The 18,891-nt window shown below is 73.5% G+C and carries 16 protein-coding genes; 12 read left to right on the plus strand and 4 right to left on the minus strand.

Annotated elements, in window-relative coordinates:
• Nucleotides 1–37: 37 nt before the first annotated feature.
• The 10 genes from speB (at nucleotide 38) to ACH9D2_RS09490 (ending at nucleotide 12,168) form a co-directional block, all read left to right on the plus strand.
• Nucleotides 38–1,132 (plus strand): agmatinase, encoded by a 1,095-nt coding sequence (gene speB / locus ACH9D2_RS09445; protein ID WP_396362583.1) that lies wholly within the window; start codon nucleotides 38–40, stop codon nucleotides 1,130–1,132.
• Complete coding sequence (locus ACH9D2_RS09450; protein ID WP_396362584.1) at nucleotides 1,129–2,352, plus strand: aminotransferase-like domain-containing protein; 1,224 nt, start codon at nucleotides 1,129–1,131, stop codon at nucleotides 2,350–2,352. Before speB ends, ACH9D2_RS09450 begins: the two co-directional genes overlap by 4 nt.
• 168 nt (nucleotides 2,353–2,520) lie before the next feature.
• Nucleotides 2,521–3,288, plus strand: a complete 768-nt coding sequence (locus ACH9D2_RS09455; RefSeq protein WP_396362585.1) for an alpha/beta fold hydrolase — start codon at nucleotides 2,521–2,523, stop codon at nucleotides 3,286–3,288.
• Between the two features lie 344 nt (nucleotides 3,289–3,632).
• Complete coding sequence (locus tag ACH9D2_RS09460) at nucleotides 3,633–5,057, plus strand: ABC transporter substrate-binding protein (protein ID WP_396362586.1); 1,425 nt, start codon at nucleotides 3,633–3,635, stop codon at nucleotides 5,055–5,057.
• Between the two features lie 43 nt (nucleotides 5,058–5,100).
• Nucleotides 5,101–6,042, plus strand: a complete 942-nt coding sequence (locus ACH9D2_RS09465; RefSeq protein ID WP_396362587.1) for an ABC transporter permease — start codon at nucleotides 5,101–5,103, stop codon at nucleotides 6,040–6,042.
• Nucleotides 6,035–6,877 (plus strand): ABC transporter permease, encoded by an 843-nt coding sequence (locus ACH9D2_RS09470; RefSeq protein ID WP_396362588.1) that lies wholly within the window; start codon nucleotides 6,035–6,037, stop codon nucleotides 6,875–6,877. The genes ACH9D2_RS09465 and ACH9D2_RS09470 overlap by 8 nt, the downstream gene beginning before the upstream one ends.
• A complete protein-coding gene (locus ACH9D2_RS09475; RefSeq protein ID WP_396362589.1) occupies nucleotides 6,870–8,528 on the plus strand; it encodes an ATP-binding cassette domain-containing protein in 1,659 nt (552 codons plus the stop codon). Before ACH9D2_RS09470 ends, ACH9D2_RS09475 begins: the two co-directional genes overlap by 8 nt.
• Entirely contained in the window at nucleotides 8,515–9,837 is a 1,323-nt protein-coding gene (locus tag ACH9D2_RS09480) for an MFS transporter (RefSeq protein ID WP_396362590.1), read from the plus strand. Before ACH9D2_RS09475 ends, ACH9D2_RS09480 begins: the two co-directional genes overlap by 14 nt.
• A 208-nt stretch (nucleotides 9,838–10,045) precedes the next feature.
• Entirely contained in the window at nucleotides 10,046–10,924 is an 879-nt protein-coding gene (ygiD, locus tag ACH9D2_RS09485) for a 4,5-DOPA-extradiol-dioxygenase (RefSeq protein ID WP_396362591.1), read from the plus strand.
• A gap of 167 nt (nucleotides 10,925–11,091) precedes the next feature.
• The gene (locus ACH9D2_RS09490; protein ID WP_396362592.1) at nucleotides 11,092–12,168 is read left to right on the plus strand and encodes a hypothetical protein; all 1,077 of its coding nucleotides are present in this window, start codon (nucleotides 11,092–11,094) and stop codon (nucleotides 12,166–12,168) included.
• A 611-nt stretch (nucleotides 12,169–12,779) separates the two neighbouring features.
• On the opposite strand, the gene ACH9D2_RS09495 is transcribed toward ACH9D2_RS09490, so the two are convergent.
• The 4 genes from ACH9D2_RS09495 to ACH9D2_RS09510 form a co-directional block, all read right to left on the minus strand.
• A complete protein-coding gene (locus tag ACH9D2_RS09495) occupies nucleotides 12,780–13,241 on the minus strand; it encodes an SRPBCC family protein (RefSeq protein ID WP_396362593.1) in 462 nt (153 codons plus the stop codon).
• A 22-nt stretch (nucleotides 13,242–13,263) separates the two neighbouring features.
• A complete protein-coding gene (locus tag ACH9D2_RS09500; RefSeq protein ID WP_396362594.1) occupies nucleotides 13,264–14,490 on the minus strand; it encodes an FAD-dependent oxidoreductase in 1,227 nt (408 codons plus the stop codon).
• Between the two features lie 9 nt (nucleotides 14,491–14,499).
• On the minus strand, nucleotides 14,500–15,672 hold the full coding sequence (locus tag ACH9D2_RS09505; RefSeq protein WP_396362595.1) for a type III polyketide synthase: 1,173 nt from the start codon (nucleotides 15,670–15,672) through the stop codon (nucleotides 14,500–14,502).
• Between the two features lie 92 nt (nucleotides 15,673–15,764).
• Nucleotides 15,765–16,376, minus strand: a complete 612-nt coding sequence (locus ACH9D2_RS09510; protein WP_396362596.1) for a malonic semialdehyde reductase — start codon at nucleotides 16,374–16,376, stop codon at nucleotides 15,765–15,767.
• 126 nt (nucleotides 16,377–16,502) lie between these two features.
• Here ACH9D2_RS09510 and ACH9D2_RS09515 point away from each other — a divergent pair, with 126 nt between their 5' ends.
• The gene (locus ACH9D2_RS09515; RefSeq protein WP_396362597.1) at nucleotides 16,503–16,937 is read left to right on the plus strand and encodes a DoxX family protein; all 435 of its coding nucleotides are present in this window, start codon (nucleotides 16,503–16,505) and stop codon (nucleotides 16,935–16,937) included.
• Nucleotides 16,938–17,122: 185 nt separating this feature from the next.
• Nucleotides 17,123–18,784, plus strand: a complete 1,662-nt coding sequence (locus tag ACH9D2_RS09520; RefSeq protein ID WP_396362598.1) for a S8 family serine peptidase — start codon at nucleotides 17,123–17,125, stop codon at nucleotides 18,782–18,784.
• Nucleotides 18,785–18,891: the final 107 nt, after the last annotated feature.

Here is an 18,891-nt window from a genome sequence, read left to right on the forward strand (position 1 = left end):
GCACCCACGTCAGCACCCACCGAGAGGACCGCACACCATGAACCCCGAACGCATCACCGGCACTGCCCCGGACGGCACCCCCGTCGTCGGACCCGTCGACGCCGCCAGGACCCCTCGCTGGGCCGGGCTGGGCACGTTCGCCCGCCTGCCGCGCACGGACGAGGTCGAGCACACGGACATCGCGGTGGTGGGGGTGCCGTTCGACTCCGGCGTCTCCTACCGGCCGGGCGCCCGGTTCGGGGCCAACCACGTCCGGGAGTCCTCGCGCCTGCTGCGCCCCTACAACCCCGCGCAGAACGTCTCGCCGTTCGCCGGGGCGCAGGTCGCCGACGCCGGGGACATCGTGGCCAACCCCTTCGACATCCCCGAGGCGATCGCCTCCATCGAGGCCCAGGCCAAGGAGCTCATGGGGGAGGACACCCGGCTCGTGGCGATCGGCGGCGACCACACCATCGCCCTGCCGCTGCTGCGCGCCGCCCACGCGCGCCACGGCCGGGTCGCGCTGCTGCACTTCGACGCCCACCTGGACACCTGGGACACCTACTTCGGCGCCGAGTACACCCACGGCACCCCCTTCCGCCGCGCGTTCGAGGAGGGCCTGCTCGACACGGACGCCGTGTGCCACGTCGGCACCCGCGGGCCGCTCTACGGCACCGAGGACCTCGACGACGACGCCCGCTTCGGCTTCGGCATCGTCTCCTCCGCCGACGTCATGCGGCTGGGGGTGGACGCCGTCGTCGCGCACCTGCGGGAGCGCGTCGGCGACCGCCCGCTCTACGTGTCCCTGGACATCGACGTCCTGGACCCGGCCCACGCCCCCGGCACCGGCACCCCGGAGGCCGGCGGGATGACCAGCCGGGAGGTGCTCGAGATCCTGCGCGGGCTGCGGGGGACGCACGTGGTCGGCTGCGACGTCGTCGAGGTGGCCCCGGCCTACGACCACGCCGAGATCACCGGGGTGGCCGCCGCGCACGTGGCCTACGAGCTCATCAGCCTCCTCGCCCTGGGCCCCGGCGCAGCGCCGGGCGGACCCGCCTACGGTCTGGCCGGGCACGTCTACGGGGACGCCGTCCCGGACCCGGCGCAGGACCCGGCGCAGGACGCCTCGGGCACTCCGGGGGAGGAGCGGTGACCGGGGGCGCGGCCGTGACCCCCCGGCCCGATCACACCTCGCTCTTCGCCCACCGCTCGGAGGAGTTCCGGCCCTCCCCGGTCCGCGCCGTGTTCGAGATCGCGATGCGCCCCGGGATCATCTCCCTGGCCGGCGGCAACCCGGACATGAGCGTGCTCCCGCACGACGTCGTGGCCGCGATGGCGGCACGGATCCTGACCGAGCGCGGGCCCGAGGTCCTCCAGTACGGCTCCGGGGCGGGGATCGAGCGCCTGCCGGGGCTCGTCGTCGAGCTCATGCGCCTGCAGGGCGCGGAGACCACGCCCGACACGATCCAGATCACCGCCGGGTCCCAGGCGGGTCTCGACCTCGTGACCAAGCTGTTCTGCGACCCGGGCGACGTAGTCGTGGCCGAGGGCCCCACCTACGTGGGAGCCCTCGGCGTGTTCGGCAGCTACGAGGTCGAGGTCGCGCACGTGGACGTCGACGACGACGGGCTGGACCCCGAGGCGGTCGCCGAGCGGATCGACGGGCTGCGGGCCGCCGGCCGGCGGGTGAAGTTCGTCTACACCGTGCCGAACTTCTCCAACCCCACGGGCGTGACGACCACCGAGGAACGGCGCCGCCGGCTCGTGGAGGTCTGCGCCGAGCGCGGCGTGCTCATCCTCGAGGACGACCCGTACGCGCTGCTCGGCTTCGACCGCGCCCACCGGCTCCCGTCCCTGTACTCGCTGGACCCCGGCACCGTGATCCACCTGGGCAGCTTCTCCAAGATCTTCTCGCCCGGGCTGCGGGTGGGGTGGATCGCGGCGGTGCCGGCGGTGCGGGCCCGGTTGCAGATCGCGGCCGAGGCCGTGACCATCCACCCGTCCGTGCTCGGCCAGGAGCTCGCCGCCGAGTACGTGGCCGGCGAGCACTGGCGGCCCGCTCTGGACCGGGCGGTCGAGCTCTACCGCTCCCGCTGCGCCGCCATGATGGCCGCCCTCGAGCAGTTCATGCCCGAGGGGGTGCGCTGGACGCGCCCGGCCGGCGGCTTCTTCACGTGGCTGGACCTCGACCCGGGCCTCGACCACGGGGACCTCCTGGGCCGGGCCATCGGGCACGGCGTGGTGCTCGTGCCCGGTGGCGCCTGCTACGCGGACGGCCGCGCCTCCACGAGCCTGCGCCTGGCCTACTCCGCGGCCTCGGAGGAGGACATCACCGAGGGGGTCCGGCGCGTGGGGGTCATGCTCCGCGACTGAGCGGCTGAGCGGCTGAGCGACTGGGCGACTGGGCGACTGAACGGTTGAGCGGCTGGGCCGCGGGCGTGCCGCCGCCGTTGCGGCCGGCCCCGGGGACGGTGCGGAGCATTCGGTCCTGCACCGCTCCGGTGCTGTTGCGGTGTCCTCGGGAGGGGCGATACTGGCCGCATGAGCGAGGACAGGACCGGCCGGGCCGGGAGACTGTGGTCCAGCGCCCGCGGGAACGGGCCGCACTTCGTCCTGCTGCACCCCGGTGGCACGGACTCCCGGGCCCTGGGTCCGCTGGTGGCGGAACTGACCGACCGGTACCGGGTGATCACCCCCGACCAGCGCGGGCACGGCCGCACCCCCGACCGGGAGGGCCCGCTCTCCTACGCGGCGATGGCCGAGGACACGATCGCCTTCCTCGACGCCGAGGCCGAGGCGCCGGTGCACCTGCTGGGCTACAGCGACGGGGCGGTCATCGCCCTGACCGTGGCCGTGCGACGGCCGGACCTCGTCCGGGACCTGGTGGTCGCGGCCGGTGTGCACCACCACGACGGGTGGGAGCCCGGGGTCCTGGAGGGCGAGGCGGAGGTGCCGGTCTTCATGGTCGACGCCTACGCGGAGGTCTCCCCCGACGGGCGCGAGCACTACGGCCAGGTGGTGGAGAAGCTGCGGCAGATGCACGCGGGAGAACCGGCCTTCACGGACACGGACCTGGCCGGCCTCGACCTTCCCGTCCTCGTGCTCGTCGGCGACGACGACGAGGTGCGGCTCGAGCACGCCGTGGCCATGTACCGCGCCCTGCCGCGCGGGGAGCTGGCCGTGGTCCCGCACGCCTCCCACGGAGTGCTGGTCGAGAAGCCGCAGCTGTGCGCGCGGTTGATCACCGACTTCCACGCAGCCGACAAGCCGGCCACCTTCGCCCCGAGACGGCGTCGGCCCGGACGCTGACCTGGCGGTCCTGGCGGGAGCGGCAGAATGGGGCGGGGCGGCCGGAGCGGGCCGCCGGCACATCCGTGGCGGAAGCCGGGTCCGGCCTGATCATGACGAATCTCACCGGCTGAGTGGACCTCGGACTGAGGTTAGCCTAACCTCTCCTCCGGGGGATTTCCCCGTCATTCACATGTCGTCGGTGGGCGCTCCGCCCAGGGACGACGATCTTAGGTGGTTCTGTGCGCGCTGTGCTCCGGGCATCGGCATCGATGGGTGTCGTCGCCGTTCTCACGTTGTCAGGTTGTGGCTTCAGCGGTGGGGACGGAGGGAGCGAGCAGGCGGCGGACCTCGACCAGCGAATCGTGGTGGACAACTTCCGCGCTCCGGTGGCCGACTGGGCCCTGGAGAGCGACGCCGCCTACATCCTGTCGCTGTCCGGGTGCCTGGAGACCCTGACCCGTTACGACGAGGCCCAGGGCGAGATCGTTCCGGCACTGGCCACGGAGTGGAGCCAGGTCTCGCCCAGGGAGTGGGACTTCACCCTCCGGGACGGCGTGCAGTTCCAGGACGGCACCCAGCTCACCGCCGACGCGGTGGTGACCTCGTTGCGGAACGTCCTGGACGCGGAGGTCCCGGCCCGAGCCTTCAGCCCGGACGTCGTCAGCGGCGTCGAGGCCGTCGACGAGCGCACGGTGCGGGTCACCACACCGGCCGAGAGCCCCCTGGTCCCGTACCGCCTGGCCAGCGTCAACACCGGAGTGCTGGCCGCTGCCGCCTTCGAGGGCGAGACGGTGGACCCGTTCGGGCACTGCACCGGGCCGTTCACCCCCGTCTCGGAGCAGCCGGAGCAGTCCCTGACCCTGGACCGGAACGAGAACTACTGGGGCGGTCCGGTGCAGCTCGCCGGGGCCGAGGTGCGGTTCATCACGGACGGGGCGACGCGTGCGACGCAGGTCCAGACCGGCGAGGCCGACGTCTCCCTGTCCGTTCCCGTCGCCAACCTGTCCGCGCTGGAGGCCGACCCCGACGTCGAGGTCCTCGAGGCGGAGTCCCCGCGGACCGCGACGCTGTACATGAACAACAGCAGGGCGCCCTTCGACGACGTCGACTTCCGCAGGGCCGTCCGCTCGGCGCTGGATCTGGACGCCCTGGCCGGCAGCGTCTACGAGGGCGCGGCCCTGCCGGGCACCGGACCCTTCGCCTCGTCCGAGCCCTGGGCCGTCGAGGGGGCCGGGACACCGCAGCAGGACGTGGCGGCGGCGAAGGAGCTGCTGGCCGCCGCCGGCTACACCGCCGAGCGGCCGCTGGAGATCGTCGCGATCGTGGAGCGGGCGGAGTTCGCCGACGTGGCGACCGTCATCCAGGAGAACCTGAAGAGCGTCGGCGTCCCTGTCACCATCACGACCAAGGAGTATGCCGCGGTGGAGCCGGACCTTCTGTCCGGGGACTACGACATGGTGCTCAGCCAGCGCAACCGCCTGATCGACATCGCCGACCCGATCGGGTTCCTCACCGCCGACTACACCTGCGAGGGCAGCTACAACCTCAGCCACTTCTGCGACGAGGAGTACGACGCCCTCATCGCCCGGGCGGCCGAGACCGCCGACGCCGAGCAGCGCTACCAGCTGTACGCCCAGGCGGGACAGATCCTCGAGGAACAGGCCGTGAACGTCTGGCTGGTCAACGAGCAGGCCATCGACGCGGTCCGCACCGACCTGCAGAACTACGTGCAGGATCCGCTCTCGCGGTACGTGCTGCGCGCAGAGACGGCGAAGTCCGGCTCGTGAGCACGACCGGCCACCGCAGAACCCCCGGAGCACGAGGGCGTCGGTGACGGCGTTCCTGGCCAGGAGGACGGCGACCCTGGGGGTCACCGTCCTGCTGGCATCCTTCGTGGTCTTCCTCATCCCCTACGTCACCCCGGGGGATCCGGTGCGCAAGATCATCCGGTCGCGGGTGGCGGGGGAGGTGATCGACGACGCCGCCGCCCAGGGGCTGGCCCTCGAGCTGGGACTCCAGGATCCTCTGGCGGTGCAGTACCTGCGATGGCTCGGCAGGCTCGCCGGCGGCGACATGGGCCTGTCCTACGCCAGCCGGACACCGGTGATCGAGCAGGTGCTGCCCGCCCTGTGGATCACACTGAGCCTGGTGGTCATGGCCCTCGGGGTGGCGGCCACGGTGTCCGTGGTGCTGGGGGTCGCCGCCGCCCTGCAGGAGGGACGCCCGGCCGACCGGGCGATCACCACGGTCACCCAGGCCTTCATCGCGATGCCCGAGTACTGGCTGGCCCCGATGCTCGTGCTGGTCTTCGCGCTGCAGCTGTCCCTGCTGCCCTCTGCCGGGTGGGCGGGCCCTGCATCTGCGGTGCTGCCGGTGTCGGTGCTGGCCCTGCGCCCGATCAGCTACTTCACCTCGGCGGTGCGTGAGGGAGTGCTCGAGGCGCTGAGCGCCGAGCACGTCGTCGCCGCCCGGGCCCGGGGACTCAGCTACCGGCAGGCCGTGTGGAGCCACGTGATCCCCAACGGTCTGCTGCCCTTGACCACCCTGGTGGCCGTCTGGTTCGCCGGGTTGCTGGGCGGGTCCGTCATCGTGGAGGTCGTCTTCGCGATCCCGGGCATGGGGAGACTGTTGTTCGACGCCGTCCTCAACAGCGACATCCCTCTGGCCCAGGGCGGCGTGGTGATGGTCGTGGGGTCGGCAGTCGCGCTGACGACCGCGGCGGACCTGGTGCACGGACTGCTCAACCCCCGGTTCAGGGGGCACCTTGGGTAAGCGGCCCGTGCTCGTCTGGGCGGCGGCGGCGGTCCTGGCCCTGATCGTGCTGTCCGTGGCCGTCTCGCCGTGGATCGCACCGTATCCGCCCGCCGATCAGGACCTCGGTGCCCGGCTCGCCCAGCCCGGCCCGGCCCACTGGCTGGGTACCGACCACCTGGGCCGGGACACCTTGAGCCGGCTGCTCGACGGCGGCCGGTTCTCACTGGTGACCGCCGCCGTGGCCACCGTGCTGACCGCCGCGATCGGCACGGGGATCGGCGTGGTCAGTGCCCGCCGGCGGGGGTGGATCGACGAGCTCCTCACGCGGGCCAACGACGTCCTGCTGGCGCTGCCGGAGATGGTGGTGGCCCTGTTCCTGGTCGCCGTGCTGGGGCCCGGCCACCTGTCCTTGCTGCTGGCCCTGACCGTGACCGGCTGGACACCCTTCGCCCGGTTGGCCCGAGCACTGGCATACGACGTCTCGGCCCGCGGCTTCGTCGAGGCCGCCCGCGTGCTGGGGTGCTCGCCGTCCTTCGTCGTTCTCCGGCACATCCTGCCGCACCTGGCTGGACCGCTGCTCGGGCAGGCCGCGCTGCGGTTCGGCCAGTTCCTGATCACCGTCGGTGCCCTGTCCTACTTGGGGCTGGGGGTGCAGCCACCGCAGTCGGACTGGGGGTCGATGCTGGCTGCGGCCCAGCCGTACGCCGCCAGGGCACCGATGACGATCCTGGCCCCGGGCCTGGTGGTCTTCACCGTTGCGCTGTGCGTGACCCTGATCGGCCAACGACTGGCGCACATGAGCAGCACCCGCATGCTGCTGCCGGCATCGTCACGGATGGAGCGGGATGTCTGAGCACCTGGTCGTCGAGGACCTGCACCTCAGCCACCGGCCGGCCGCGACCGCGCGCCGTCCCGGAGCCGCGGACAGCGCCGGTGGCCGCCCGATCCTGTCCGGCATCGACCTCACCGTGGCTCCGGGCGAGTTCGTGGCGCTGGTGGGCGCCTCCGGGTCGGGCAAGACCCTGACGGCCATGTCCGTCATGGGGCTGCTGCCCTCGCAGGTGCACCGCGACGCAGGGACGATCCGGCTGGGCGGGACGGACCTCACCCGGGCCGGCGAGGCGGAGCTGGCCCGCGTGCGCGGCGGTCGGATCGGCATGCTCTACCAACAGCCCAAGCGGATGTTCAACCCGCGCCGGACCATCAGCAGCCACCTGAGGGAACCACTGAGGCTCCACGCCGGGCTCCGCGGCACGCGGGCCCGTGCACGGACGCTGGAACTGCTGGCCGAAGTGGGGTTCGAGGACCCCCAGTGGTGCGCCCGGGCACATCCCCACCAGCTCTCAGGTGGCATGGCCCAACGGGCCATGGTGGCCCTGGCCCTGGCCGGCCGCCCCGGACTGCTCCTGGCCGACGAGCCGACGTCAGCCCTGGACACGGTGCTCGAGCGTCAGATCCTGGAGCTGATCGACCGCGAACGGCGCGAGCGGGGACTGGGGGTCCTCTACATCACCCACAACATGGCCACGGTGTCCGCCTACGCCGACCGGGTCGTGGTGATGGACGCCGGACGCGTGCAGGAATCCGGGCCGGCCGGCACCGTGCTCGGCGATCCGCAGCGCACGTGCACGCAGGCCCTGCTGGAGGCATCGGCCCTCACCCCCACCGGAACACCGCCCCCCACCGGCGGGGCGCGCCCGGTCGTGGTGCTGGACGACCTCACCAAGCGATTCCGGCCGAACCGGCGTGCGGCCCCTCCTGCCGTGGACCAGGTGTCCCTCGATCTGCGAGAAGGCGAGATCCTCGGCGTGCTGGGGCAGTCGGGCTCCGGGAAGAGCACCCTGGCACGGCTCATCGTCGGACTCGAGACCCCGGACGGCGGTCGCATCACCACCGCCCTCGGCGCCGACGGCGGTGGCACCGGTGCGGCGGCCTCGCACGTCCAGCTCGTCTTCCAGGACCCGCACGATTCCTTCGATCCCCGCATGCGATTGCGCACCAGCCTGGAGGCCCCTCTGCTGCGGCACCGGTACGGTGCGCCCGAGCAACGGCGTGAACGCATCCACGGGGTCGTGCGGGAGGTGGGACTGGAGCCCGGGGTGCTGGACAGATATCCCGGCCAGTGCTCCGGAGGCCAGTTGCAGCGGCTCACCATTGCCCGAGCACTTCTGCTGGAACCGGAGGTCCTCATCTGCGACGAGGCAACGTCGGCCCTGGACGCCGTGACCCAGCGCACCGTCCTGGACCTGTTGCTGCGCCTGCACCGTGACCGACGCCTGTCCCTGGTGATGATCTCCCATGACCTGAGCGTCGTCCGCTACATGAGCCACCGGGTCGCCGTGCTCTTCCGGGGCCGCCTGGTCGAGCTTGCGGAGACCTCAGAACTCTTCACCCGCCCACGCCACGAGCACAGCAAGCAGCTGGTAGCAGCGGCACTGCCCCAGGTGTGCGCCATCCTGGACACTCGCCGCCCGTCCGAGGAGCACCTCGATGCCGTTCCGTGACCACCGGCCCGAGACGCGCACCCTGCTGAGTGCTCAACTGGTGTTCAACATCGGCTTCTACGCCGTCGTGCCTTTCCTGGCCGGAGCCATGGCCACCGAGTACGGCCTGGGCGCCGCAGCCATCGGACTGGTGCTGGGAGCCCGGACCTTCAGTCAGCAGGGCATGTTCCTGCTCGGCGGGATGCTGGCCGACCGGTGGGGCGCCCGCCGGGCCATCCTCACCGGGTGCCTGGTGCGCATCGTCGGCTACGCCACGCTGGCCGCGGCGTCCGACTTCGCCCTGTTCTTCCTCGGCGCGGTGCTCACCGGCGCGGGAGGCGCCCTGTTCTCACCCGCCCTGGAGTCCCGGCTCTCCCACGCCGATCAGCCGGCCGGGACCGAGGATCCGTCCGGCGCGTCGAGAAGCCGGCGATCGGTGTTCGTGTGGCTGGCGATCACCGGAGAGATCGGCGCCGTCCTGGGTCCGGTGGTGGGATCGGTCCTCCTGGGGTGGGGATTCGACGCGGCCCTGGCCGCGGGGATCGGGGTGTTCGCGGCAGTGACGGTCCTGCTCTGGTATCTGCTCCCGGCCGAACCGGTCCCCCTGCCGTCGGACCGGGAAGCCGAGGTGCCCGCCCCGGCACCCTCTGCGGCCGCCCCCCGGTGGGCCTTCCTGCGCGACCGGCGCTTCGTGCTGTTCTGTGCCCTGGCCGGTATGAACATGCTGGCCTACAACCAGCTCTACTTCGCCGTGCCCGTCGAGCTGAGCCGACGAGGCCTCGACGGCGCCCGGCTCGCCGCGCTGTTCCTGCTGGCGTCGGGTCTGACCCTGCTGCTGCAGCTGCCTGTCTCCGCCGCCGGTCGGCGCATGGGCCCTGGCCGCGCCCTGGCGGTCGGCTTCGTGCTGGAGGCCGGCGCTTTCGCCCTGGCCGCCCTGACCGCGATGCACCCCGGGGCCGCTGCCGGCTCGATGGCGCCGCTGGCGGGCACCGTCACCGTCCTGATCCTGGGCCACATGCTCCTGACCCCCACGATCCTGTCCCTGATCCCGCGGTTCGTGCCCGATCGAGGGTCCACCTCGGGGCGGGGCGCCTACTACGGGCTGGCCGCCACCTGCGGCGGCATCGCCGTGCTGGCCGGAAACGCCGTGCTCGGGCAGCTGTTCGATCTCACCGACCGGCACCACTGGTGGCCAGGCATCCCCTGGATGCCCCTGGTCGTGCTCGCGCTCCTGGCCGCTGCGGCACTGCCGGTCGTGCTCCGCGGGCACAGCACCACCCGGCCCGCTGACGCGTCCTCCACCACAGCGCCTGCCGGCAGGACCCGCTGACGACCGACCATCCACCCACCCTCGAGCGGGAGATGGCAGCACGGCGGTGGACACGGCGCGCCCCGTGGTCTCCGACCGAGGTCGGGACGTGCCGATCATGCCCGCCGAGGCCCGGGGCAGCCTTGGCGGACGCGGCAGCACAAGGCAGGATGGCCGCAAGGGACCCCTGTGACCGCGCTCCCGCGGGGGCCGGCGCCGAGGAGGCAGGATGAGCACGCAGAGCCCCGATGCGAACGTCGTGATGCCGGCGGCGTTCTTCGGGCACGGCAACCCGATGAACGCCCTGGAGGTCAACCGGTACACCTCCGCCTGGCGGGCGTTCGGGGCCTCGGTGCCGAGGCCGCGGGCGATCCTGGTCGTCAGCGCGCACTGGTACATCAACGCCACCGCGGTCACCGCGATGCCGTCCCCGCGCACGATCCACGACTTCTACGGCTTCCCGCAGGAGCTGTTCGACGTGCAGTACCCGGCGCCCGGGCTGCCGGGTCTCGTCGAGGAGATCAGCGACACCGTCCACCCCACCTGGATCGGGGCCGACGTCGACAGCTGGGGGATCGACCACGGCACCTGGTCCGTGCTCACCCACGCCTTCCCGGACGCCTCGGTCCCGGTGCTGCAGATGAGCATCAACGCCGACAAGCCCCTGGACTACCACCTGGACCTCGGTGCCCGCCTGGCGCCGCTGCGGGAGGAGGGCGTGCTGGTCATCGCCAGCGGCAACATCGTGCACAACCTGGGCGGGATGGACTGGACGCGCACCGACGACGGCTACGACTGGGCGAAACGCTTCAACGAGGACGCCAAGGAGCGCATCCTCACCGAACCCACCGAGCTGGCTGCCCTCGACGCCCACCGCGACTGGGACCTGGCCGTGCCCACCCCCGACCACTTCATCCCGTCCCTCTACCTGGCCGGGCTCGCCGGGGCCGCCGGCTCCACGGACACCGCCGTGCTCGTCGACGGGTACTCCTACGGCTCCCTGTCGATGACCGCCTACACCCTGGGCATGGACTGCCCGCAGGCGGCGGGCGAGGGCGGGGCCTCCCGGCCGCCGGCCGGTCTGCCCCCGGACGCCTCCAACATCTGAGACCCCCGACCGGCCGTGCCCGCGGCCGGCTCCGGCGTGGTGGTGCGAGCGTCGTGCCTCCGGGACGCCGGTTCCCTGCTGACTATGCTCGTGGGGCGACGTCGATACTGTTCCCCGGATCAGTCCCCGTTGCCAGGACACCAGGTGCGCAGTGGGGAGGAGGCAGCGTGCAGACGCTGACGGTAGGAGTGCTGGCCGATCCGGGGCTGCCGGAGAAGGTGGCCCGCAGGGTGGCCGAGGACCTGCCGCGGGCGCTGCCGGAGCACACCGGCTCGGCCGTGTCCTGGGAGGTGGAGGTCAGCCGCGAGACCCTGCCCCTGACGGCCGACGGGGACATCCCGTTGCTGGACAAGGCCGGCGAGCTGCGCGACGAGTACGACTGGGACTACGTGGTGTACCTGACGGACCTGCCGCGCTCCCACGACGGGGATCCGTTGCTGTGCGAGGTCGGTGCGGCGGCCGCCGCGGCGCTGATCTCGTTGCCGGGTCTGGGGGCCGACCACTTCTCGCGCAAGGCCTGCAGACTGGTGGTCGCCCTGGTCGGTGCCATCCGGAGCGGCGCCGAGGACTACCCGTCCCCGGCTGCGGTGCGCGAGGCCCTGGGCCGGACCGCGGTGCGCCGGGTGTCCCCGACGGGCGGCGGGGACGCCTCGTACATCGTGCTGCCCGGACGGATGAACCAGCTGCGCCTGCTGATCGGCATGGTGCTCAACAACCGGCCCGGGCGCCTGCTGCCGGCCCTGGCCAGCTGCGTGGCCGCCGCCGCGGCCACCGGCGCCTTCGGCATCTTCTACGCCTCCATCTGGAGCATGTCCGACGCGCTCTCCCCGCTCCGGCTGACCACGGTCAGCGTGGTGGTGACCGGTGCGCTCAGCGGATGGCTCATCTTCCACAACAGGCTGTGGAACCGTTCCCGGGATGCCGACGAGCCCTGGCGGGCCGGATCGGACAACGCCTCCACCGTCATCACCGTGTGGCTGAGCGTGGCCCTGATGTACGTGCTGCTGTGGTCGATGCTCTTCCTCGTGGGCTTGGCGGTGATCGAGGCCGGTTACCTCGAGTCCCAGCTGGGGCACCCCGTCAACCTCTTCGACTACGTGCACCTGTCCTGGCTGGCCGCTTCCCTGGGCACCCTGGCCGGTGCCCTCGGCTCGAACTTCGACAGCGACGAGGCCATCCGCGAAGCCACCTACAGCCGGCGCGAGCACCAGCGCCGCCAGCTCGCCGACACCTACGACGACTGAGGGCGGTGCCGTCGGCGTGGTGGTGAGCCGGCGGCGCAGCGTCAGTTCGGGGCCCTCCTCGTGGGCCGGACCAGCGGCGCCCAGGCGCCGTGCCCGGGACCCGGTGGCGATGACCGGCCCGTCGTAGGAGAGCTCGTCGCCGACGACCGCCAGCTCCCCGCCGAAGCCGGCGGCCCGCAGGGAGTCCCCGGCGGTGAGGCCCGCGATGCCGTTGCCGACGACGACGACGCGCCTGAGCTGCGGCGCGCTCGTGCGACCCGCAGCGCGGCGGCCGGGCAGACGCGGACAGCGGCCTTCGCGGCGCCTGCGCCCCTACGAGCTCCTCGACGAGGAGGGCGTGCGGTACACGGTGCGCGACCGGGTGGACGACAACCTGCTGGTCCCGCTCCTGGTGGCCGGCTCGGGCGGGGTGGGGCTCCACCGGCACCGGGTCGCCACCGCCGTGCGGGACGTCCTCGGTCGGCGCATCGAGGAGTACCCCTTCCCGATCCCGGGACCGGGCATCGACATGGTCTGGAACCCGTGGCCGGCCGACGAACGGTTCCGGGCCTGGCTGCGCGGGATCCTCCTCGACGCCGCCGCATCGCTGCAGCTCCCCTCCCTGGGTCGGTTCATCCCTGCAACCAGCGGGCCAGGTTCGCCAGCGACGAGGCGAGGCCGGCCGCGTGGTCCTCCGCGGAGATGCCGGCGGGGACGTCCTCGGCGCGCAGGTCCACGCGCGTGCCCCCCGGAGCCCGGGTGAGCTCCCAGGTCATGGTCATGGTGCCGGCGAAGGCCGGATCGGCGGAGACGAAGTCCACGGCCTGCACGACGCGCGCACCGGGGACGAGGTCCACGAAGCGGGCTTCCACGACGTCGGAGTCGGCGGTGGCCTTGCCGGGGGCGGCCGAGGCGTCGGCGTAGGTGAGGACCATCCGGTAGGAGCCGCCCGGCCGGGCGGCGAACCGTTCGAAGCGAGCGCTCATCCCCTCCGGCGGCAGCCACGCCGTCAGCGCGTCCGGGTCGACCAGGGCGGCGTACACGCGGCCGGGCGGGGCCGCGATCACCCGGGAGGCCGTGTCCGTTCGTGCCATGGCGTCGTCCTGGGACCCGGGCTCAGGCCAGCAGGGCCTCGGCGGCCCGGCGCCCGGAGCGCAGTGCGCCCTGGGTCGAGCCGTTGGTGCGGTGGTCGCCGCACACGTACAGGCCGTCGCCGAGGGCCGCGGGCCGGTCGACCACGAGCCCGGGCGGCTGCTCCGGCAGCGCCCCGCGCACCTCGTGCACGGTCAGCAGGTCCCAGGCAGCGGAGTCGGCGGACCAGATCGTGCCCAGCTGCCGGCGGACGTCGGCCTCGGCCGGGAGCCCGGCGCCGCGCGGCAGGAGGGCGGTCGCCTGGATCAGCGCACGGCCGTCCGGGGCGTAGCTGGGGGCGGCGTTGCTGACCACGGCCGTGTCGATGAGCGGGCCGCCGGACTCGCCCGGCAGGACCAGGCAGCCGAGCTCCGAGGGCGCCGACTCCGCCGCGAACCACCAGGTCGCCTCGCCCTTCATGGGGGTGTCCGGCAGGTCCAGGAGCCGGGAGGCCGCCGGGCCCTCGGTGGCCACGACCACGGTGGGCGCCCGCCAGGCGGCGTCGCCGGCGCCGACGGTCCACCCGCTGCCGCTGCGCTCCACCGAGTCCACGCGGGCGCCGAGGACGGCCGGGGCCCGGAGTCCGTCGTGGATCCAGGCCGGCAGCGCACCCATGCCCTCGGCCGGCAGACCCGGCGTGCCGAGCAGGAACCAGCCGACGAGCTCGCGTACGAAGGCGGCCGAGGTGCGGCCCTCGTCCTCGAGGATCACCCCGGCCAGGAAGGGCTCGAGCACCAGGTCCCGCAGCGGTCCCCGCACCCCGGCGGCGTCGAGCGAGTCGTGCCAGGCGTGGTCCCGCTCCTCCTGCCGCTGAGCGCGGGGGTCCAGCCCCGGGGCGAGCCAGGCCGCCAGGGCGGGCAGCCGGCGCAGCTCCACGAGCGGGCTGCGCAGCGTCCCCGCCAGCCGGGACGGGACGCGCCGCGGATCGGCGAGGACGTCGATCCCCTCTGCGCGGCGCACCCCGGCCGCGGCGTCGAACTTCTGGAGGCCCAGCGCCGCGACGTCCACGCTGCGCCGCAGCTCGGTGTAGGCGGGGTTGAGCACCTGGAACCCGCGGTCGCACCGGAAGCCGTCGACCACGTCGGTGCGGATCCGGCCCCCGACCCCGTCGGAGGCCTCCAGGACCACCACGTCGAGTCCGTGGCGCTCGAGCAGGTGGGCGCACTGCAGTCCTGCGAGTCCGGCGCCGACGACGACGACATCGTGGTCCACGGGAACCTCCTAGCGGATCGGGACGGCCGCGGCGGGATCGAGGTCCGCGGCCGGTGCCGCGGGCCGGGCGGGGATCGTGAACAGCGCCGACTCTACGGTCAGGCCCGGCCCGAACGCCAGGGCGCAGACGGTGCGGGTCTCGTCCGCAGGGGCCGCGTCGATCACCTGGCGCAGGACGTGCAGCACGGTCACGCTGCTCATGTTGCCCCGCGTCGCGAGCACGTCCCGGGACTCCCGCAGCGCCTCGGGCGGCAGCCCCAGGGTGTGCTCGAGCTTGTCGAGGATGCCCCGGCCGCCGGGATGGAGGGCCCAGTCGGTGATGCTGTCCCGGTCCACGGCCCCCTCCGGCCCGTCGAGCAGGGCCTCCAGGGCGGTGTGGATGTTGTCCTCGAGGACCTGGGGCACGGCGGCGCCGAGGATCATCTCGAAACCGGCGTCGCCGATGGTCCAGGCCATGGCCTCCTCCCCGTCGGGGATCACGAGGGTGCGGAAGCGGTCGAGCTCGAGCAGCGGGGTGACGCCCTCGGGGGTCCGCGCGCTGACCACGGCCGCCGCCGCGCCGTCGGCGAAGAGGGCGGCTCCCCGGATGGCGTCCGGGTCCTTGGCCGGGCGCAGGTGCAGCGTGCACAGCTCCACGGCGACCAGCAGGACGACGGCGTCCGGGTCCGCCGTGGTGATGGACGCTGCCTGGCGCAGTCCGATCAGCCCGCCGTGGCAGCCCATGAAGCCGATGTGCGCGCGGCGGACGGCCGGGTCGAGGCCGAGGTCCCGGACGAGGTGGTAGTCGGGGCCGGGGGCGAAGAAGCCGGTGCAGGAGACGGTCACCACGTCGGTGATGGACGCCGGGTCGAGACCGGGGCATCGCGCGAGGGCGTCCCGCGCGGCCTCGGCGAAGAGGGCCGGGGCCCGCTCCACGTAGGTGCGGTTGCGGACGCCGGTCAGGGGCCCCAGGAACACGCCGTCCGGCGTGATGTAGGGGGATCCTGCGCGGGCGTCGTCCTCGACCAGCTCCGGCAGCACCGTGTGCCGGCGCTCGACCCCGGAGGCGCCGAACACCGTGCGCAGCAGCCGGGCGTTGAGCCGGTCGGTGCCGGGCTGGGCCTGGTAGAGGTCCTGGGCGTCGGTCTGCTCGAGCACATGCGGCGGGAGGGCCGTGCCGAGGGACAGGAGTGCGGGCGTCATCCCGTCCAGTATCCGTCCTCGGGCTGACAGGTGCCACGGAGGGCGCGCGGGGCCGGGCGGACCCGTGCACGGCGGGTCCGCCCGCGACGGTCTCAGACGGTGGTGGTCGCGGCGTCGAAGTCCAGCCGCGGCAGCCTGTCGTGGCGCGGGGCGGCGGGGGTGCCGATGTTCACGACCATCAGGGAACGGCGGGTGGTCCCGGCGTGGAACTCGGCGTCCACGCCGGCGGGGTCGAACCCGCCCATGGGGCCTGCGGCGAGGCCCAGGGCGCGCACGGCCAGCACGAAGTACCCGGCCTGCAGGTGCGCGTTGTCCCGGCCCATCTGGGCGCGCAGCTCCTCGTTGCCGGCGAACATCTCCTGGTTGCCGGCGGCGGGCGGGAAGAGCACGGGCAGGTGCTCGTGCCAGTCGACGTCGTAGCTGAGCACCGCGACGACGGGCGCGGCGGCGGTCTTCGCCCGGTTGCCCTCGGCCATGTGGGGGAGCAGGCGCTCCTGGGCCCCGGCGGAGCGGATCCACGTCACGCGCAGCGGCTGGATGTTCATGGCGGTGGGACCCATCTTGGCGAGCTCGAAGGCCGCCCGGAGCTGCTCGTCGGCCACGGGCTCGTCCAGGAACTCGGAGGCCGTGCGGGCCTCGCGGAAGAGCAGGTCGGCGGCGAAGGCGTCGAGGGTGAGCTGGTCCTGCAGGGCGTCGGGGGTCATGCGGAGTCCTTTCAGCTTCAAATATTTCTTGGTGTGCACGTCAACAAGGGTAGGGAGAGGTCTATGCCGTGGGAGGGGTGTGCTGTCCGTCACGTCCCTGTGCGTCGCGGTGGGTACGCTGACCCCATGTTCTCTCGTCCCCACCAGCCCCTGCCCCTGCCCCTGCGCCGAGCGGAGCCCCGCGGCGTCCGCAGCGGTGCCGTGGCGTCCCGCGCGCGCCGCATGGGAACGGCCCTGTGCGGGATGGGCGCGCTCCACCTCGTCCGGCCCGCACCCTTCGACGCACTGATCCCCCGCTCGCTGCCGGGGTCGCCCCGCACCTGGACGCTGGGCTCCGGAGCGGCCGAGCTCGGTGTCGGGGCGCTGCTGCTCCACCCCCGCACCCGCCGCGCCGGAGGCTGGGCCGCGACGGCCCTCTTCGTGGGCGTGTGGCCGGGCAACGTCACCATGGCCTGGCGTGCCCGCCGGGGCTCCCCGGTGCGGCGGGCAGTGACGCTCGTGCGGCTCCCGCTGCAGCTCCCGATGATCGCCGCAGCGCTGCGCATCGCCCGCGCCCGCTGAGAGCCCGGCCTCCAGGGGCCGGAGCGCAGGGTACGCATTGGGTCACACACGCACACGCTCCCTACGCTGGGCAGAGCACAGGAGTGGGGGCTCCGTTTCCGCAGGGGGATCGCCCTCGCTCCAGTCCATCGGGGGGTGGGCCGTGCTCGCCGTGCCGCCTCCCGTCCCGACGGCCGGAGGAATCCTTGACGACCACCCGCAGCACCACCGCTTCCCTCGCGCTGGCGGCCGCCCTCGCCCTCGTCCCGCTGGGCTCCGCCGCGGCGGCGACCGGGGCGGTCCTGCCCGCGGTCCAGCTCCCGCAGCCGGCTGCGGAGGCCGCCGGGGCCGCTCCCGGAGCCGGTCCCGCGGACGGAGCGGCGGGGGCGACCGACCGAGTCGTCGTGAAGTTCCGGGACGGCGCCGTCCCCGAGGACTCCCGTGACGTCGTGTACGCGCAGGCCGCCGACCGGTCCGGCGGCGCCGGGCTCGAGGAGACCACGGCCACCGCGGACGGCGCGCAGGTGCTGCGCACCGGCGGGATGCTGGCCGGCGCCGAGCTCGAGGCGCTGACCACCGCCCTCGAGCAGGACCCCGCCGTGGAGTACGCGGAGCCGGACCTCCTGGCCACCACCGCCGCGGTGCCGAACGACCCGTCCTACGCGACGCTGCAGTGGAGCCTCTGGGACGACCCGGCCGGCCTGGGCATGCCTCTCGCGTGGGACCGGGCCACCGGCGCCGGGCAGACCATCGCCGTCGTGGACACGGGCATCACCTCCCACCCGGACCTGGACGCGAACGTCCTGCCCGGCTACGACTTCGTCTCCACGGCCCAGAACGGCCGGGACGGCGACGGGTGGGACGCGGACCCGACCGACATGGGCGACCACCCGGACGCCGTGCTGTGCCCCAGCAGCCCCATGCTCCCCGACGCCACCTGGCACGGCACCCACACGGCGGGCGTCGCCGCGGCCGACGCGAACAACGGGGTGGGCATCTCGGGGGTGGCCCCGGACGCGAAGATCCTCCCGGTGCGCGCCGTGGGCGCCTGCAGCCAGGGGTACATCACCGACGTCGCCGCAGGCGTCCGGTGGGCCAGCGGCGCACCCGTGGCAGGTGCCGCGGCCAACCCGAACCCCGCGACGGTCATCAACCTCAGTCTCGGCGTTCCGGGGGAGTGCCCGGCAGTGCTGCAGTCCGCGATCAGCGAGGCCGTGAACCGCGGGATCCCCGTGGTCGTGGCCGCCGGCAACCAGGGCGTGGACGCCGCGCAGTCCGCTCCGGCCAACTGCGCCGGCGTGATCTCGGTCGCCGCGACGGACGTCGCGGGTGCCCTGGCCCCCTACTCCAACTTCGGCTCGGTCACGCTCGCGGCCCCGGGCGGAGATCCCTACGCGCAGATCCTCTCGACCGGCAACGCGGGGGCCCAGGGCCTCGGCGCGCCCACGTACACGGAGCGCAACGGCACCTCCATGGCGGCGCCCGCGGTCTCCGGCGCCGTGGCGCTGCTCCGTGAGCTCTCGCCCGGGCTGGGCGTGGCGGGCGTCCGGGAAGCGCTGACCTCCACGGCCCGGCAGGCCCCCGGCGGGTGCGCTCCCGGGTGCGGCGCCGGCGTCGTCGACCCGGTCTCCGCGCTGGTCGCGGTGCAGGGCGGCGAGCCCTTCACCACCCGGGGCGGCATCGGTGCGCTGCACCGGAAGATCAGCGCGACCACCGGTGAGGCCCGCTCCCGGGAGCTGTGCGCCCTCGGCGGCACGCCGTGTTTCCAGGAGTTCCGCAACGGGTGGATCATCTGGAACGACGGTCTCGGCGCCCGCTGGCAGCAGATCCTGCCGGCCCAGTGGTGGGAGATCTCCACGGTCGGCTGACTCCCCGGCCCGCCCGGCGGCGCCGTCCACCTCCCGGGGTGGGCGGCGCCGCCGTCGTCCGCGGCCGGTTCTTCGGGAACGCTCCCGAGGATTCAACGAAACGCATG

The sequence above is a fragment of the Kocuria rhizosphaericola genome (genome assembly GCF_044462205.1).
GTDB lineage: Bacteria > Actinomycetota > Actinomycetes > Actinomycetales > Micrococcaceae > Kocuria > Kocuria rhizosphaericola.

Bases quoted from the DNA above. Each gene is read 5' to 3' on its own strand.
- ygiD (WP_396362591.1), top strand. From the start codon at position 10,046: ATGAGCACGCAGAGCCCCGATGCGAACGTCGTGATGCCGGCGGCGTTC.
- ACH9D2_RS09480 (WP_396362590.1), top strand. From the start codon at position 8,515: ATGCCGTTCCGTGACCACCGGCCCGAGACGCGCACCCTGCTGAGTGCT.
- ACH9D2_RS09505 (WP_396362595.1), bottom strand. From the start codon at position 15,672: ATGACGCCCGCACTCCTGTCCCTCGGCACGGCCCTCCCGCCGCATGTG.
- ACH9D2_RS09455 (WP_396362585.1), top strand. From the start codon at position 2,521: ATGAGCGAGGACAGGACCGGCCGGGCCGGGAGACTGTGGTCCAGCGCC.
- ACH9D2_RS09510 (WP_396362596.1), bottom strand. From the start codon at position 16,376: ATGACCCCCGACGCCCTGCAGGACCAGCTCACCCTCGACGCCTTCGCC.
- speB (WP_396362583.1), top strand. From the start codon at position 38: ATGAACCCCGAACGCATCACCGGCACTGCCCCGGACGGCACCCCCGTC.
- ACH9D2_RS09475 (WP_396362589.1), top strand. From the start codon at position 6,870: ATGTCTGAGCACCTGGTCGTCGAGGACCTGCACCTCAGCCACCGGCCG.
- ACH9D2_RS09495 (WP_396362593.1), bottom strand. From the start codon at position 13,241: ATGGCACGAACGGACACGGCCTCCCGGGTGATCGCGGCCCCGCCCGGC.
- ACH9D2_RS09515 (WP_396362597.1), top strand. From the start codon at position 16,503: ATGTTCTCTCGTCCCCACCAGCCCCTGCCCCTGCCCCTGCGCCGAGCG.